11 protein-coding genes are annotated in these 17283 nt (G+C 52.3%); 6 read left to right on the top strand and 5 right to left on the bottom strand.

Going from position 1 to position 17283, the window contains the following annotated elements; all coding sequences use genetic code 11:
- Positions 1–214: 214 nt before the first annotated feature.
- From ACMYR3_RS07755 to ACMYR3_RS07740, 4 genes are all read right to left on the bottom strand, one after another.
- Positions 215–469, bottom strand: a complete 255-nt coding sequence (locus ACMYR3_RS07755) for a GlsB/YeaQ/YmgE family stress response membrane protein (protein WP_424196104.1) — start codon at positions 467–469, stop codon at positions 215–217.
- A gap of 140 nt (positions 470–609) precedes the next feature.
- Positions 610–1296 carry an aquaporin Z gene (gene aqpZ, locus ACMYR3_RS07750; protein ID WP_424196102.1) on the bottom strand — a complete coding sequence of 229 codons (687 nt, stop codon included), beginning with the start codon at positions 1294–1296 and terminating at the stop codon, positions 610–612.
- A gap of 315 nt (positions 1297–1611) precedes the next feature.
- Positions 1612–2334 carry a glutamine amidotransferase gene (locus tag ACMYR3_RS07745; protein ID WP_424196100.1) on the bottom strand — a complete coding sequence of 241 codons (723 nt, stop codon included), beginning with the start codon at positions 2332–2334 and terminating at the stop codon, positions 1612–1614.
- Positions 2335–2452: 118 nt separating this feature from the next.
- Positions 2453–6676, bottom strand: coding sequence for a sulfite reductase subunit alpha (locus tag ACMYR3_RS07740; protein WP_424196098.1), 4224 nt, complete (start codon positions 6674–6676; stop codon positions 2453–2455).
- 261 nt (positions 6677–6937) lie between these two features.
- On the opposite strand from ACMYR3_RS07740, the gene ACMYR3_RS07735 reads away from it, so the two are divergent.
- The 3 genes from ACMYR3_RS07735 to ACMYR3_RS07725 are packed head-to-tail and all read left to right on the top strand — an operon-like array spanning position 6938 to position 8026.
- The gene (locus ACMYR3_RS07735; protein WP_424196096.1) at positions 6938–7336 is read left to right on the top strand and encodes a glutamine amidotransferase-related protein; all 399 of its coding nucleotides are present in this window, start codon (positions 6938–6940) and stop codon (positions 7334–7336) included.
- Positions 7305–7715, top strand: coding sequence for a hypothetical protein (locus ACMYR3_RS07730; protein WP_424196094.1), 411 nt, complete (start codon positions 7305–7307; stop codon positions 7713–7715). Before ACMYR3_RS07735 ends, ACMYR3_RS07730 begins: the two co-directional genes overlap by 32 nt.
- Positions 7688–8026: a winged helix-turn-helix domain-containing protein gene (locus tag ACMYR3_RS07725; RefSeq protein WP_424196092.1), complete on the top strand. Its 339-nt coding sequence runs from the start codon at positions 7688–7690 to the stop codon at positions 8024–8026. The genes ACMYR3_RS07730 and ACMYR3_RS07725 overlap by 28 nt, the downstream gene beginning before the upstream one ends.
- A gap of 107 nt (positions 8027–8133) precedes the next feature.
- On the opposite strand, the gene mfd is transcribed toward ACMYR3_RS07725, so the two are convergent.
- Positions 8134–11592 (bottom strand): transcription-repair coupling factor, encoded by a 3459-nt coding sequence (gene mfd, locus ACMYR3_RS07720; protein ID WP_424196091.1) that lies wholly within the window; start codon positions 11590–11592, stop codon positions 8134–8136.
- Positions 11593–11935: 343 nt separating this feature from the next.
- Here mfd and ACMYR3_RS07715 point away from each other — a divergent pair, with 343 nt between their 5' ends.
- The 3 genes from ACMYR3_RS07715 (at position 11936) to ACMYR3_RS07705 (ending at position 17272) form a co-directional block, all read left to right on the top strand.
- Positions 11936–14950, top strand: coding sequence for an SNF2-related protein (locus tag ACMYR3_RS07715; RefSeq protein ID WP_424196089.1), 3015 nt, complete (start codon positions 11936–11938; stop codon positions 14948–14950).
- Between the two features lie 145 nt (positions 14951–15095).
- Entirely contained in the window at positions 15096–15986 is an 891-nt protein-coding gene (dinD, locus tag ACMYR3_RS07710) for a DNA damage-inducible protein D (RefSeq protein WP_424196087.1), read from the top strand.
- Positions 15983–17272, top strand: a complete 1290-nt coding sequence (locus ACMYR3_RS07705; protein WP_424196085.1) for a DUF2130 domain-containing protein — start codon at positions 15983–15985, stop codon at positions 17270–17272. The genes dinD and ACMYR3_RS07705 overlap by 4 nt, the downstream gene beginning before the upstream one ends.
- The last annotated feature ends 11 nt before the right edge of the window (positions 17273–17283 follow it).

The raw sequence follows: 17283 nt of genomic DNA, 5'->3' as shown, positions 1-17283 counted from the left end.
ATGATGTCTGGATGACCATGGTAGGCATCATGGCAGGCCGCTATTATCAACGAAGTCAACACAACAGAATTAATTAAAAATGGGAAAATGATTGAGCAAGCGACGATCAACCAAGTACAGGCTGGCACAGTGGCCAGCCAGGAGTCAGGTATCAGGTATCAGGTATCAGGTATCAGGTATCAGGTATCAGGTATCAGGTATCAGGTATCAGGTATTAGGGGTTGAAGTGTTGCCAGAAGTAGAGTACGACCAAAGCACCAATCACGGACATGAAAAAGCCAGCCGGTTGCGGTTTGGCACCTTCAGCGGGTTTGCTGAAAAATTGCCCGATCATGCCGCCAATGAATGAGCCAGCGATCCCTAACAGGCCCGTCAATAAAATGCCAATGTGAGCATGACCAGGCATCAGTACGCGAGCCACGCCGCCGACAACAATACCAATCAGCAGCATCCATAAATATTTCAACATAGGACCTCCCAGAAATGAACCAACCGTGCTGTCGCCACGAGTTGGTTTGGATATTTATTTGGTTTAATAAGCAGCGAATCAGGCTGTGCGGCAATTGATTAGGTAATTGATTAAGCAGGCAGCCTTGATGATGGTCGAGTTTATTCTTCAGTTGCAATACAACGATAAGCCAGCGCACCCAGCACAGCGCCAGCAATGGGAGCCAGCCAAAACAGCCAGAGTTGTGAGAGGGCCCAGTCACCGACAAACAAGGCCACACCGGTACTGCGTGCGGGATTGACCGAGGTGTTGGTGACAGGAATGCTGATCAGGTGAATTAGAGTAAGGGCCAAGCCAATCGGAATGGGGGCAAAACCGGCTGGTGCACGTTTATCAGTGGCACCCAGAATCACAATCAAAAAGAACATGGTCATGACCACTTCGGTGATTAAAGCGGCTTGCAAGGAATAACCGCCCGGTGAGTGTTCGCCATAGCCATTGGAGGCAAAGCCCTTGCTGACATCAAAGCCGGCTGCACCACTGGCAATTAAATAGAGCACGCCAGCGGCGACAATTGCTCCGAGCACCTGGGCCACAATATAAGGTACAAGCTTACTGGCAGGAAAGCGACCACCAGCATAGAGGCCAATTGAAACCGCCGGGTTGAAGTGGCCGCCAGAAATATGACCAACCGCATAGGCCATCGTTAAAACTGTCAGGCCAAAAGCCAGTGACACCCCATGCAGGCCAATCCCAACATGGGGGAAGGCCACCGCCAGCACTGCGCTACCGCAACCACCTAGTACCAACCAGAAAGTACCTAAAAATTCTGCACCATATTGTTTCATCAGATTCTCCAATCAAAAAAGTAAGGACGTCCTGCTTGTTTCCCCAGACTGTTTTATACGTTAAAAATCAACAGCTGTTTGGTAGTTTGCTTTTGTTTGCAGTTTGATGGAGTTTGCCTGGCAAATCAATGTGTCATGGACATGACAACGATCATGAATCCAACTGCCCATGCATTCAAAGTGGCGTGACAAAAGTAGATGTCAGATACACTCTATATGTATTTTTTGTGTGCCTTTACTTACGTACTTAAGCGGATGTTTTGTTTTTATACTTGGTGGGAGTATGACTTATTTTGAGTAATAACTTGCCATCTTCTAGGCTGTCGTAAGTTGAAGACTGTTTAGCCATTCTTGCCAAAAATCTTGTATCGCCAGTTGGAATCTGCTGCCGTATTGTTTGGTATCCATCCGCAGTTCGGAAAGACTGATATTGCGCGTGTGTGCAATTTCGTATGCTCGTCCAATTAACCATTGTTCAAGCATATGGATATCTAACTCGGGGTGAAACTGCAAAGCCAAACAGTTGTCGCCCCAGGAAAAGGCTTGGTTCTGATATTGATCAGTTGAAGCAAGATGTTTTGCCCCTTTGGGTAAATCAAAGGTATCGCCATGCCAATGCAGAACATGGGTGCCTTGCTCAATCAATTTTCTTAGACAGGGACTTTCCTCGGTATCAAGTGCTGGTTTTAAACGGTTCCAGCCAATCTCTTTGCCACATGTACCTGGATAAACTCTGGCATGTAAGGCTGCCGCTATGAGTTGTGCACCAAGGCAAATTCCCAGTGTTGGCAAATCTTCAATTAACCGTGCACGTAGCCATGCAATTTCTGTACGTAAGTAAGGATATTCTTCCACATCGTATGCGGAAATCGGACCATCCAGTACAACGACAATATCAGCATTGAGAGGAGAAATATCTGAAAAAGAATCAATACCGACTTCAAAATAATGCGTATCAAATCCATTCTTTTTCAAGAAAATCCCCAGTTGACCCAAACTCTCAGATGAACCGTGGCGTAGTGCTAGTACGCTTTTCATATACCGCCTCCAAATTTTACCTAGAAACATCGCCAGAGGGCACTGAGAAGTCATTCATGGGATCTGTTCAATCCTCAATACAATAGCCAGGTTGATACAGAAACATCAATCAGAAACATCAATATATATCGCGAAGATAACGTCTATCGGTGGCTAACTGTTGTACATAACTATTGGTTTTGTCATCGTTTAATCCACCCTGTGTCTGAACGATCTTTCTGAGTGCGTTATCAACGTCCTTGGCCATTCGACTGGCATCGCCGCAAACATAGAAGTGCCCGCCTTCTTGCAACCAGGCCCAGAGTTGCGCGCCATGCTCAATCATTCGATGTTGAACATAGATCTTGTCGGTCTGGTCACGGGAGAACGCGGTATCAAGTCGATGCAGGTAGCCGTTGCGCTGCATCGTCTCCAGTTCTTCCCTGTAGTAGAAGTCGGTGGCAGCACGTTGCTCACCAAAAAACAACCAGTTTTTCCCTTTTGCGCCAGTGGCTTGGCGTTCTTGGAGAAAGGCTCTGAAAGGCGCAACACCAGTACCGGGTCCCACCATGATCATTGGTGCATCAGGGTTCTGCGGCGGTCGAAAATGTGCCGACTTCTGTACAAAGATTGGTACTGTCATGGATTGCGCCGCCCGGTCGGCCAGAAAAGTGGAACATACCCCGCCGCGCGCCTGGCCTTCGCAGACATAGCGCACGGTCGAGACCGTGAGATGTACCTGATTCGGCGTAGCCTTGGGGCTTGACGAAATTGAGTAAAGACGCGGTTGCAAACGCTTGAGCACAGCCAGCCATTCACTGGCCTGAATCTGGATCGGGAACGAATGCAACAGATCAATGATCTGTCGGCCCCACAGCCATTGCTTCAACTCGTCCTTGCGATCCTCCTTGAGGAGATTGGCCAGCACTTCACTGCCCGAGCGTGTGCTGACGAATTGCAGGACCTCGGGTGTGATGCGCGCAATTTCGAAGTGCCTCGACAAGGCATCGGTCAGTGTTGTGTCACCCTGATCCTTGATGGTCACCACTGTCGATGGCGCAAGCTTGAGCGCGGCCAGCATATCGCCGACCAGCGAAGGACAGTTGGTCGGCCAAACGCCGAGTGCATCACCGGCTTCATAGTTGAAACCATGGCTTGTCAGATCGAAAGCGAACTGACGAGTTTCCTTTTCCGCCCCTGGCGCGTTGAGCAGCTGGTTCAGTACGAGATGTGTGTGCAGGGGAGCACTACGACTAAAAGTCGATGGTGTGGAAGTTCGCAATGTAACCGCTTCTTCCCCGATGTCTCCTGCCAGCACCTTGACCGGGGTTACCGCTACCTTGGCTCCTGATTGTTCGGTGGTTTTTGCCAATGCCTGGATGACGCTGCCTAACCAGGCGTTGGCAGCCTCCTGGTAATCCGGCTCACAGTCGACTCGTGCTGACAGCCGCCGCGCACCCAGTGCCTCCAGGCGTGCATCGAGCTTGCGACCAAAGCCACAAAACTGGTCATAGTTGGAATCACCCAATGCCAGTACGGAGAACGTTATCGTGTCAAGTCTGGGCACCGTGTCCGCTTGTAAGGCTGCCCAAAACGGGCCGCCATTATCAGGTGGATCACCGTCACCGAAAGTGCTGGCCAGCAGTAACAAACGTGACACGTTGACCAAGTCCACCAATTTGAAACTGTCCATGCCTGCAAGGGTGACGAGGTAGCCCTCTGTCTTCAGCCGCTGCGCGCATTGTTCAGCAAAACCTTCCGCATTGCCGGTTGACGAAGCCCACAGAATCGTGATCGATTGCGGTGCTGAAACTGCTGTGACAGCGGCTGTTGCCGGGTTGGCTGTCGGCAGAGCAACTGCCTCGCCGCCAGGTAACCAGGTGCGCGCGAAGAGTCCCGCCAGCATGCCATCAAGTAACAGACGCTTGGCAGGTTCCAGTGGTGCGGTGATTGGTAGTACAGGCACCCCGCCAGTCTGCCTGGATACATCGGTACGCAGGGCAGTCAGATAGCCCTGCAGATAGAGTTGTTCGTGAGCGTCCAGCACAACGGTGGGTACGGCATCGAGGCCAAGTAGCGCGGCCAGCGCGTCGATGTGCTTCATGTTGAGTTCCTTGATGACAATGGCCGACGTGCCTGCATTGGCACTTTCCATGGCGGGCACAAGAACTTGGTTGTTCTCGCTGGTCGGGGAGGGTGATGATGGTTCCTCTGCGACGCGCAGCAACGCTACGGCACAGAACTTGAATTCGGGTTGCTGAGAAATCGGGTCAATGGCATCACTGGTAACGGCGTTGATTGTCAGATCCTCGCCAAAAACATCGTTCCAGTGAAACGGAGCAAAACAGTTGCCGGGACGCACCCGGTCTGTCACAACAGCAGGCAGTACCGCACGCCCACGGCGCGAGCATACCGCCACCCTGTCTTTGTCACGAATGCCAAGCACGGTAGCATCCTCGGGATGTATTTCCACAAAAGGCCCGGGATTGAGCTTGTTGAGCGTTGGAATCTTTCCGGTCTTGGTCATTGTGTGCCACTGGTGCTGTAAGCGGCCAGTATTGAGAACAAACGGGAAGTCGCTGTCCGGCATCTCGGCTGGTGGCATGTCCGGACGGGGCAGAAACACTCCCTTGCCGTTTGCTGTGGCAAAGGCGATACGCGGTCGCGAACCATCTGGCGATTCTTTGTACGCTTGGCTCACCCCATCGTTGAGGTAACGGATCGGATGGCGATCGCGATCGTCATCGGGTGGACAAGGCCATTGCAAGGGCGTCTGGCGCAATCGCTCGTAGCTCGCGCCACGAATATCGTAACCGGTTTTCGGATTCCAGGCCTGCTTGATTTCCTCGAATACTTCGGAAGCGGAGTCGTAGCTGAATCCTTGCGAGTAGCCCATCTCGCAGGCTACTTGTGCAATGATCTGCCAGTCAGCCATCGACTCACCGGGCGGGTCGACAGCCTTTTGCATGAGCGTCAGATTGCGCTCGGAGTTGATCATTACGCCCTCAGCCTCGGCCCATAGTGCACCTGGTAGCAAGATGTCCGCGTAACGGTTGGTTTCGGTGTCGAGAAAGGCATCCTGCGTGATGACCAGCTCGGCTACTTGCAGGCCCTTGATCACATTCTTGCGGTTGGGTACCGTGGCCACCGGATTGGTACAGATGATCCAGCATGCCTTGATCTTGCCAGCCTGCATGTCTTCGAACATGGCCACCGTACCACCACCCAGGTCAGTGCGCAGGGTACCGGCCGGCACGCCCCACAATGCTTCAATGAAGGCGCGATCCTTGTCCACCAGCACGGTACGTTGCCCCGGCAGGCCCATGCCCATGTAGCCCATCTCGCGCCCACCCATCGCATTAGGCTGCCCAGTCAGCGAAAATGGGCCACTGCCAGGACGACAGATTGCCCCCGTCGCCAGATGCAGGTTGCAGATTGCATTGGTGTTCCAGGTGCCGTGAGTACTCTGATTGAGTCCCATAGTCCAGCAGCTCATCCACTCGGCTGCGGTGCCGATCCATTCGGCTGCCTTGCGAATATCTGCCTCAGCCAATCCGGTAAGCTCAGCGACCCTCTTTGGCGGGTAGTCGTCCAGAAAGTCCGGCATGGTTTCCCAGCCTTCGGTAAATGCTTCGATGAAGGCTGAGTCGGTATGACCGTTTTTGACGATCAGGTGCAACAGGCCATTGAGCAAGGCCAAGTCAGTACCGGGTTTGACTTGAAGAAAAAGGCTTGCCTTGTCAGCCGTGGCATTGCGGCGTGGATCAACCACGATCAGCCTGGCACCGGCCTTGACCCGATCCATCATGCGCAGGAAGAGGATCGGGTGGCAGTCGGCCATGTTTGCGCCGATGACGAAGAATACGTCGGCACGATCGAAGTCCTGGTAAGAACCGGGCGGACCATCCGAGCCCAGCGAGAGTTTGTACCCGCTGCCAGCACTGGCCATGCATAGACGCGAATTCGATTCGATATTGTTTGTGCCGATGAAACCCTTGGCGAGCTTGTTGGCCAGGTATTGCGCCTCCAGCGACATCTGGCCTGAAACATAGAGCGCCACTGCATCCGGGCCATGGACATCAAGGATGGCACGCAATCGCTGTGCGGTTTCTTTGATGGCATGTGCCATATCGACCCGGGCTGGATCGCGCAGGCGATCCTCACGCAGATAGGCATGCTCCAGTCGTCCCGATTCGGCGATGGCCTGAGCGCAAGTGTTGCCCTTGGTACACAGTCGCCCAAAGTTGGTGGGATGGGTTTTATCGCCGGTTATCTTGACGACGCGGTTACTGGTTACATCCATCAGAATGCCACAACCCACACCACAATAAGGACAGACAGATTTAACTGTTTTTGTTGTCATTTAGCTGGATTGATTTAATATTTTCGTTATATTATTTAATATATAACGAATGTGAAAGCAAAATGTAATCCAAACAGACAACTTCAACCAATCATCTTAAGAAACAGATATTTAGGTTAGTAAGACTTTATTGACTTATTGTCGACTCGATTGGCTTATTTGAATCGTTGCTTGTATTTGGTGCGCAAATATATTTTTGCGCAATTTTGGTGCAATGCTGGATGCATTGATGGCGTAATTCATTTTTTACATGGAAACAGAATGTATACAGCTTTAGCTATCACACATGTCGCATTCGAAGACCTTGGATCTTTAGGAATAGCATTGAAGCGAGCTGGTTTCAATATTGAAGTCATTGATGCATGTACCCAAAATCTACGTGAAATAGATTCGTTAGCGCCAGATCTGGTCATTGTGATGGGTGGACCGATTGGTGTTTATGATCACGATGACTATCCATTTATTCAGGCGGAAATTGATCTATTGCGATCACGGCTAGTCGCTAAACTTCCAACATTGGGTATTTGTCTGGGTGCACAATTGATTGCAGCAGCGCTAGGAGCGAAAGTTTATCCCGGAGAGCATGGTAAAGAACTTGGTTGGGCACCGATTCATGGAGTTTTGGTCAGTGATTCCAGATTGGTTTACGCCGCTGCTTAATCCTGATATCAGAGTTTTACATTGGCATGGAGATACCTATGATCTGCCTCAAGAGGCGGTTCACCTTGCGGGTACTCCTCACTATCCCCATCAAGCATTTACAGTTGGAAATTACGCTGTAGCTTTTCAGTTCCATCCAGAAGTGACAGTCTGTGGCCTGGAAAGCTGGTATGTTGGACATGCTTTTGAGTTGGCACATGCGTGTATTGAAATCAGACAATTGCGAGAAGATAGTCATCGTTTTGGACCATTTCTTGAAACCGCAGCCCAACATGTTTGGCAGCAATGGCTTGATCATGTATTTAAACCAAACCGGTATACTCATGAAAATACGGCTAAGGTGATTGATCCATGGATATCGACGGACGGTTTTGGTTAAAAAGACAAGGCTATACTTTTGTTGGTCCGGGTCGTATCCAGTTACTGGAAAGAATTCGTGATAGTGGCTCTATCAATGAGGCTGCAAAATCAATGAAGATGAGTTACAAGGCCGCATGGGATATGGTGGACGCAATGAATCGAGTAGCGGCCAGACCAGTTGTTGTAAGAATCAAAGGTGGGCGCTCTGGTGGTGGTACTCAGTTAACTGAGTATGGACAGACCTTGATTGATTCATTTAGAAACATGGAGCAAGAACATCGTGACTTTCTGAATGCGTTGAATACCAAGTACGCTATCGCGTTGATCTGAACTGTCAAATAATGCAAGGCGCCATTTATTGCTCGCAAATTTAAATCCAACGTGTAATTTTGAACTACAGATTGAGCGCTATCAGGTAGAAGATAGTGCGCTTTTATTTATTGCAGCGCCTTCAAAATCAGCTTGACGGTCTGCACCCGAATTTTCAGATCAGGCGACTTGGCTTCGATTTTGAGTTTGTCCTGACCAGCCAGTTTGATGTGTTTGTTCTTTTGAATCAGCTCAATGATTTTGATCGCATCAATCGGTGGGTTGGGGATGAACTGAATGGCGATGCTGTCTTCATGGGCGTCAATCTTGTTTACACCCAATCGCCTGGCTTGCAGACGTAGTCGATGCGTTTCCAGCAAGGCCAAAACCTGTTCCGGCATCTTGCCAAAGCGGTCAATCATTTCTTCCTGAATATCATCAATGGCTTCATCGCTGTCGCCATTGGCCAGGCGTTTGTAGATGGACAGGCGTTCATGCACATCACCGCAATAGTCGTTTGGCATGAGGGCAGGCACATGCAGGTTGATCTCGGTCGTGGCCGCCATTGGGTTAAGCAAGTCCGGCTCTTTACCGGCTTTGAGCGCCTTGACGGCTTCGGTGAGTAATTCGGAATAAAGCTGAAAGCCAATCTCTTGCATATTGCCGGACTGATTTTCACCCAGCACTTCACCAGCACCCCGAATTTCCAGATCATGCATGGCCAGATAAAAGCCGGAGCCGAGTTCTTCCATGCTCTGAATCGCATCGAGGCGCTTGAGTGCCTGCTTGGTCAAACCCTTGACGTCGTGCACCAGCAAATAGGCATAGGCCTGATGGTGCGAGCGACCCACGCGGCCGCGCAGTTGATGCAACTGGCCCAGGCCAAATTTGTCGGCCCGATGCATGATGATGGTGTTGGCGGTTGGCACGTCAATGCCGGTTTCAATGATGGTGGTACAGAGCAGAATATTGAAGCGCTGCGTCACAAACTCGTGCATGATGCGCTCCAGATCACGCTCTGGCATCTGGCCATGCGCTACAGCAATGCGCGCTTCGGGGATCAGCTCTTCGAGCATGGCGCGACGGTTTTCAATGGTCTCGACTTCATTGTGTAAAAAATAAACCTGGCCACCCCGTTTCAGTTCCCGCAAGATCGCTTCACGGATGGTGTCCTTGGTTTCGGCGCGCACAAAGGTTTTGATGGCCAAGCGTTTTTGCGGTGCGGTGGCAATTACTGAAAACTCGCGCAAGCCTTCCAGTGCCAAGCCCAGGGTACGCGGAATCGGCGTGGCGGTGAGCGTGAGAATATCTACTTCAGCCCGCAATGATTTGAGCAATTCTTTTTGCCGCACCCCAAAACGGTGTTCCTCATCAATGATCACCAGACCGAGTCGCTTGAAGTTGACTTCGGGAGACAGCAGTTTGTGCGTGCCAATCACAATATCCACGGTACCGGCATTGATCTCTTTAATGGCGGCATTGATTTCTTTGGTGGAACGAAAGCGCGATAGCTCGGCCAGCCGCACTGGCCATTCTGAAAAGCGGTCGGAAAAAGTCTGAAAATGTTGTTCGGCCAATAGCGTGGTGGGCGCCAGAATGGCAACCTGCTTGCCGCCCATGACCGCAATAAAAGCAGCCCGCAAAGCCACTTCGGTCTTGCCAAAACCAACATCGCCACAGACCAGCCGATCCATGGGTTTGCCACTGGTCATGTCGACAATGACTGAGTTGATGGCGGCAGCCTGATCGGGTGTTTCTTCAAAACCAAAACCTTCGGCAAAGCGAATGTAATCGGCCTCGGTATAGTCAAAGGCATGACCTTGCCGTGCCGCACGGCGTGCATACAAATTCAGCAACTCGGCTGCGGCATCGCGGACCTGTTCCGCCGCCTTGCGACGCGCTTTTTCCCATTGTCCGGAACCGAGTGTGTGCAATGGCGCATCTTCCGGTGCCGCACCGCTATAGCGGCTGATCACATGGAGTTGCGAGACGGGTACATATAACTGACTTTGATTGGCGTATTCCAGATGTAAAAACTCAGTCTCGCCTTCACCGAGATCGACACTGACCAGGCCTAAATAGCGCCCAATCCCATGCTGGCTATGTACGACCGGATCACCAATCCGCAACTCGGCCAGATCTTTCACCATCGCATCGACCGAACTGGTTTCGCGATCTTTGGCAATCCGTCGCTTGCCACTGCGGCGGCGCATGGACTGCGCGTACAGCTCGCTTTCGGTAATCAGTGCCAGTTGTTCATCGGCAATCGCAAAGCCACCGGTGATGGGCGCGATGCCCAGCATAAAGGGGGCATCCGCTGCCAGAAATTCTTGAATCGTGTCGCAAATGGCCGGCTTGAGGCCACCTGATTCAAACAGCTGCAATAAGGTTTCGCGACGGCCAGCAGATTCGGCCGCAATCATCACCCGTGATTTCGTGTGCGCAATAAAATGGCGCAAGCTGGCCAGTGGATCTTCGGCGCGGCGTTCAATCGCGAGGTCGGGCAGGGGTTGTGTTAATGAGGCTTCGTTGTGGTCATCACTCAAGACTAGTCTTGCATAGGGCTTGGCAAAGGTGAACAAATCTTCGGTGGTCAAAAACAAGGCTTCTGGGGGCAGCACCGGACGACTGATGTCATGCGATAAAAACTTGTAGCGCTCCTGGGTATCTACCCAAAAGCGTTTCATCACGGCTTCACAATCCCCGACAAAAGCCAGTTGACTGGTTTTGCCTGCTGTTTCGGGCAGATAGTGAAAGATGGTTGAGAGTTCATCAAAAAACAGCGGCAAATAATATTCAATGCCTGCCGATGGCACACCATTGCCCATGTCTTTATAAATCGTGGAGCGAGTCGGGTCGCCTTCCATTTTTTCGCGATAGCGACCACGAAAGGCGGTGCGTGAATTTTCATCCATGGGAAACTCACGGCCCGGCAATAAGCGGACTTCACCAACTGGATAGAGGCTGCGCTGGGTATCCACATCAAAGGTACGGATGGTTTCGATCTCATCACCAAACAGATCAAGCCGATAAGGCAAGGCCGAGCCCATTGGAAACAGATCGATCAAACCACCACGCACACTGTACTCACCGGGTGACATAACCTGGGTCACATGGGTATAGCCCGCCAGGGACAATTGTGATTTCAGTTTGGCTTCATCGAGCTTTTCACCCTTGCGAAAAAAGAAGGTGTAAGCAGCCAGAAACTCGGGCGGTGCCAGTCGATACAAGGCGGTTGATGCTGGTACCAGTAAAATTTTGCAGTCACCGTGTTGTAGTTGATGCAAGGTGGCCAGTCGTTCAGATATCAGGTCCTGATGCGGTGAAAAGGCATCGTAGGGCAGGGTTTCCCAATCGGGTAAGACATGGATTGAGGTATTGGGTAAGAAGGCCGCAATTTCTTCACGCAGTCGCTGCGCATCACTCGGTTGTGCGCAAATCACAGCCAGCGTGGCAATGCTGTTGCCATGTTGCTCGACATAGCGCGCAATGGCCAGCGCATCGGCCGACCCGGTCAAACCATGAAATACAAAACGCTGACCTGCTTTGGCCAGAGGGAGTGATTGCAACGAGACAGAAGAGGACATGAGCAAATACTGAAAAAGACTAAGGCCAGATTGATTGACCAAAGCGGTACTGGCAAAGCAAAACCCCCGGCTTTGTTAAAAGACGGGGGGAGGGAAGTTGGCAAGATTATAAGCGTCGATGCCTGATGCAGTAACTGGTTGCTCAGTGCGACGTTGATTAATGTGTCACAGTCGTTTTATTGTTAACTATCGCTATACAATTCAATACTTGTGCTTAAATAAGCTCCTATTTGAATGAACGACTTCTAATCATTAATTCTGGAAAAAGCAGACTGGAATTTGATCAAATATTTATAAATTTTAAGATTTACAATCGAAATCGAATAAAAACAAGTCACCACCCATGATCGTCTCACCGACTTATAGTCTGCATCAGCTAGTCTACTTTGCCCATCAACTTACTTTGCGCGCTGCATCCAACTCCATGGATCGTATTGCAGGCGCTTTGCTGGATGCTCAAGTTGACCTGAATCCACACCAGATTGACGCGGCTTTGTTTGCCACAAGCAACCCGCTGTCGAAAGGGGCGATCCTTGCCGACGAAGTTGGCCTTGGCAAAACCATTGAGGCGGGGCTGCTCATTGCCCAACGCTGGGCAGAGCGTAAGCGCCGCATCCTCGTGATTGCTCCTGCCAATCTGCGCAAGCAGTGGCACCAAGAGTTGGCCGATAAATTTGGCATTGCTGCGGCAGTGCTGGAGGCCAAATCTTTTAGACAGGCCATCAAAGATGGGGTCAGCAACCCGTTTGATGCATCCAGCGTGCTCATTACCTCCTACCAGTTCGCGAGCGGCAAGGCCAAGCAGGTTCAGTCTGTGCCATGGGACTTGGTGGTCATTGACGAAGCGCACCGCCTGCGCAACGTCTATAAGCCCGACAACAAAACGGCACGCACGCTGAAGGATGCACTGATCTCAGCACCCAAGGTGCTGCTGACCGCTACACCACTGCAAAACTCCCTGCTGGAGTTGTATGGCCTTGTGAGCTTCGTCGATGAAAAAGTCTTTGGCGACCTGGACAGCTTTCGCAGTCAGTTCGGCTCACTCAAGGATGCGGCCAGTTTTGATGCACTGAAGCGCCGTATCGCACCCGTTTGCAAGCGCACCTTGCGGCGACAGGTCGAGGCCTATGTCAAATACACCAAGCGTATTCCGCTGCTGCAAGAGTTCGTGCCGGGCGCAGATGAAACCGACCTCTACAACCTTGTTTCGGAATACTTGCAGCGCGACTCTTTGTTTGCACTTCCCAATAGCCAGCGGCAACTGATTACCTTGGTTCTGCGCAAGCTGCTGGCCTCCAGTACGTTTGCCATTGCAGGCGCATTGGAATCACTTGCCAAACGCCTGTGGCAAACGCTGGATGAAAAATCCGCGAGTCTTGCTCAGTTACCGACGCTCGCAGAAGAGCTTGACCAGGACGTTGAAGGCTTGGATGCTTGGGTTGACGAACAACAGGCCGATGAAATCGATCGCCTCGAAGAACAAGAGGCGCAACCCGGTAAGAAGACCAAGACGGAAAAAGAAATACTGGCTATCAAGGCCGAGATTATCGAATTGGAGTTGTTCCGTGACTTGGCGGTGTCCATCACGGAAAACGCCAAGGGCTTGGCGTTGCTGCAAGCCCTCAAGGTGGCTTTTGCCAAACTGCAAGAACTAGGCGCTGCCCAGAAAGCCATCATCTTCACCGAGTCACGCCGTACTCAGGATTACTTGCTCGGGCTGCTGTCCAAAACCCCTTACGCGCCGGGCGTTGTTTTGTTCAACGGAACCAACAACGATGCTCGCTCCAAGGAGGTTTACGCCGCTTGGATGAAAAAGCACGCGGGCACAGACCGTATCAGCGGGTCGCGTTCAGCCGATACCCGTGCCGCGCTGGTTGAATATTTCAAGGAGCAAGGCACCATCATGATCGCCACCGAGGCTGGCGCTGAGGGGATCAACCTTCAGTTCTGCTCCATGGTCATCAACTACGACTTGCCTTGGAATCCGCAGCGGGTGGAACAGCGCATTGGGCGCTGCCATCGCTATGGCCAGAAGCATGACGTGGTGGTGGTGAACTTCCTCAACAAGGAAAACGAAGCTGACCGGCGTGTCTATGAATTGCTGGCTCTCAAGTTTCAGTTGTTTGATGGCGTGTTCGGAGCCAGTGACGAAGTTCTAGGGGCAGTCGAGTCCGGGGTTGATTTCGAGCGGCGCATTGCCGAGATTTATCAAACCTGCCGTCATCCAGACCAAATTCAATCGGCCTTCCAGCAACTGCAAGATGACCTGGCTGGTGAGATCAGCGACGCCATGCTCAATGCCCGCAAGGCCTTGCTTGAAAACTTCGACGAGGACGTGCAGGAGCGGCTGCGCCTCCGTGACCAAGCCGCCAAGGCATCCCTAGGCAGGCTGGAACGCCTGTTGATGCGCTTCACGCAGGCAGCCTTGCCACACCATGCTGCATTTGATGAAGATGGCGCAGGCTTTGTCTTGCGTGCGCTGCCAGCAGACATCGCAGACGGTGCCACGAGTGAAATACCAATTGACATCCCGCTGGGGCGCTATGAATTGCCACGGCGCACCGAAGATGCACACATCTACCGGCTCCAGCATCCGCTGGCACAGCGCCTCATCACATTCGCAAAAGGCCAGACCCTTTCACCGGCCAAGCTCCACATGCACTACGACAGCTATGGAGCCCATGTCGGCGTGGTAAAGCAGCTCATCGGTCGATCTGGAACATTGGCGGTCAGCCTGCTCAGTGTCGAGTCACTTGGATCGAAAGAGGATTACCTTCTGTTAGCCGCACAGGATGACACCGGCGCAATACATGATGGCGAGACCGTCGAAAAACTGCTCTCTATCCCGGCGCATGCGGTAGAACTGGCTTCAGCTCAAAGTGCGGGGCATGCAATAAGCGAAGACGGCTTGACTTCAGATCAACCCGCACTGGACTTTACTGCGCCACACATTCCGTTGCACTCCGCACTTGAGCAGGAACTTGGTCGCCAAAAAATGACCGTGTTGTCAGCCCTCGAATCTCGCAACCTTGCCTCGTTCGAGCAGGAGACGGAGAAGCTGGATACATGGGCCGACGATCTCAAAGTTGGTCTTGAACGCGAGATAAAAGACCTTGACCGACGCATCAAGGAAGTCAGAACGCTTAGCAAAGGCGCTGCCACCTTGTCCGAAAAGCTTGCCGCCCAAAAAGAACAGCGTGATCTTGAGGGACAGCGCGACCGCAAGCGTCGAGAGCTATTCGACCGTCAGGATGAAATTCAGGCTCGACGTGATGGACTGATTGATGAATTGGAAAAACAACTATCGCAACAAGTGACAGTGTTGCCATTGATTACCTGTGAATGGGAGGTGGTATGACAGAGTCATGCCAATTTGAACGCTGTCGAATTCGATAGGTTTTATTCCATCGAATTCGAGGGAATAAAAAGCAAAAGGCTTATTTTTCATTGCGGCGAGTTCGCCACAATGAAAATCCATTTACCGCAGAATGGGAGATAGACCGATGAATCAACAACTGCCAGCGCAAGGCATCCAGACATTCGAGGAACTGAGGCAGACCAACGAGCATGGTGCCGAGTACTGGAGCGCCCGTGGCTTGCAAACCATGCTCGGGTACAGCCAGTGGCGACGGTTTGACGATGCCGTCAAACGGGCCATGACTTCCTGTGAAACCTCTGGAAATAGTGCCGAGCATCACTTTGCCGGCGCCGGCAAACCGATCACCGGCGGCAAGGGCGCGGTTCAGGTCGTGGAGGACTACCACCTCTCCCGCTTCGCCTGCTACCTCATAGCCCAGAACGGCGACCCCCGCAAACTGGAAATCGCCAACGCTCAGAAATACTTTGCCATTCAGGCCCGTCGGCAAGAACTTGGCGACCAGGCGGCCGCCGATATGGAACGGCTGGAACTACGCAAGCAAACCAGCGAAGAATTCAAAGCCCTTTCGGGCGCGGCTCAAGACGCTGGCGTACAAAGCAAGATGTTTGGCGTGTTCCATGATGCCGGATACAAAGGTCTGTATGGTGGTTTAGGCGGGGCGGCCATCAAGGCGCGCAAAGCCATCCCCGAAAAAGACAACCTACTGGACAGGATGAATGCTACTGAGCTGGCTGCTAATCAGTTCCGCATGACCCAAACGCGGGACAAGCTCGCTCGCGACGGGATTCGCAATCAGGCACAAGCGATCCAAACCCACGAGCAGGTCGGCAAAGAGGTCCGTGATGCCATCAAGCGCATCGGCGGCACCCCGCCCGAGCAGATTCCGCCAGCAGAGCACATCAAGGAAGTCGAAAAGCGGCTCAGGAGCACGACACCAAAACTGGAGCTGGATGAGCGTGAAGCAGGTGGTCTGTTGGGAGGAACGGCGAAAAAATCAGGAAAGGACAGGCAATGACCGAGCCAACAATTACCTGCCCGAATTGCAAAACGGAAATTCGGCTGACCGAATCCCTTGCGGCCCCGCTGATTGCTGCCACGCGCCAGCAGTTTGAAAAGCAACTCTCCCAGAAGGATGCCGAGGTTGCCCAGCGAGAACAAGGTGTCCGGGACAAGGAAAAACAGATCGCGGAGGCCAAGCGCACATTGGAGGATCAAGTTGCCGAGCAGGTCGGTACGCAACTGAAGGCAGAGCGCGCCAGGGTCATCGCGGAAGAGTCTCGCCGTGCCAAGCAGGCTGCAGCGGCTGAGCTAGAAGGCAAAGCCCGTGAGCTGGCCGAATTGCAAGAGGTTCTCAAGGTTCGCGATGAAAAGCTGGCCGAGGCCCAAAAGGCACAAGCGGAGCTCATCAAAAAGCAGCGTGAACTGGATGATGCCAAGCGCGAGCTGGAGCTAACCGTTGAAAAGCGCGTGCAGGACGGCCTGTCGGAAGTTCGTACCCAAGCCAAGCGGGAAGCCGAAGACGGCTTGAAGCTGAAGGTTATGGAGAAAGATCAAACCATCGCCTCCATGCAGCAGAAGATTGAAGAGCTCAAGCAGAAGGCCGAGCAAGGCTCCCAGCAACTACAGGGCGAAGTGCAAGAGCTTGAACTGGAAACCTTGCTGCGCGCCAAGTTTCCGTTTGATTCCATCGAGCCAGTGCCCAAAGGCGAATTCGGTGGCGACGTGTTGCAACGGGTTGTGAGCCAGAGCGGACAAGCGAGCGGCGCGATCCTTTGGGAATCGAAACGCACCAAAAACTGGAGCGATGGCTGGCTGGTCAAGTTGCGTGAAGACCAGCGCACTGCCAAAGCGGAAGTGTCCGTATTGGTTAGCCAGGTATTACCCAAAGGCACTGAAACGTTTGACGTGATTGACGGCGTTTGGGTGACCAGCCCGCGTGCGGTACTGCCCGTTGCGACCATATTGCGCCACACCTTGCTTCAGGTCGGTATGGCGCGGCAAGTTTCAGAAGGCCAGCAAACCAAGACAGAAATGATCTACCAGTACCTGACCGGCCCACGGTTCCGCCAACGGGTGGAGGCTATTGTCGAAGCCTTCTCCACCATGCAAGAAGATTTGGACAGAGAGCGTAAGGCCATCATGAAACAGTGGGCGAAGCGTGAGGAGCAGATCGAGCGTGTGATGGGGGCCACTGTTGGGATGTATGGTGACTTGCAAGGCATTGCGGGCAAGTCACTGCAAGAGATCGAGGGACTAGAGCTTGCCGCTATTGAAGACACTTCAAATTTGCTGAATAAATAAGAATAGGAAAA

Source organism: Ampullimonas aquatilis (assembly GCF_049675895.1).
Classification (GTDB): domain Bacteria; phylum Pseudomonadota; class Gammaproteobacteria; order Burkholderiales; family Burkholderiaceae_D; genus Ampullimonas; species Ampullimonas aquatilis.
Note: the sequence above shows the minus strand (reverse complement) of the source record. Positions and strands in the feature narration are given on the sequence as shown.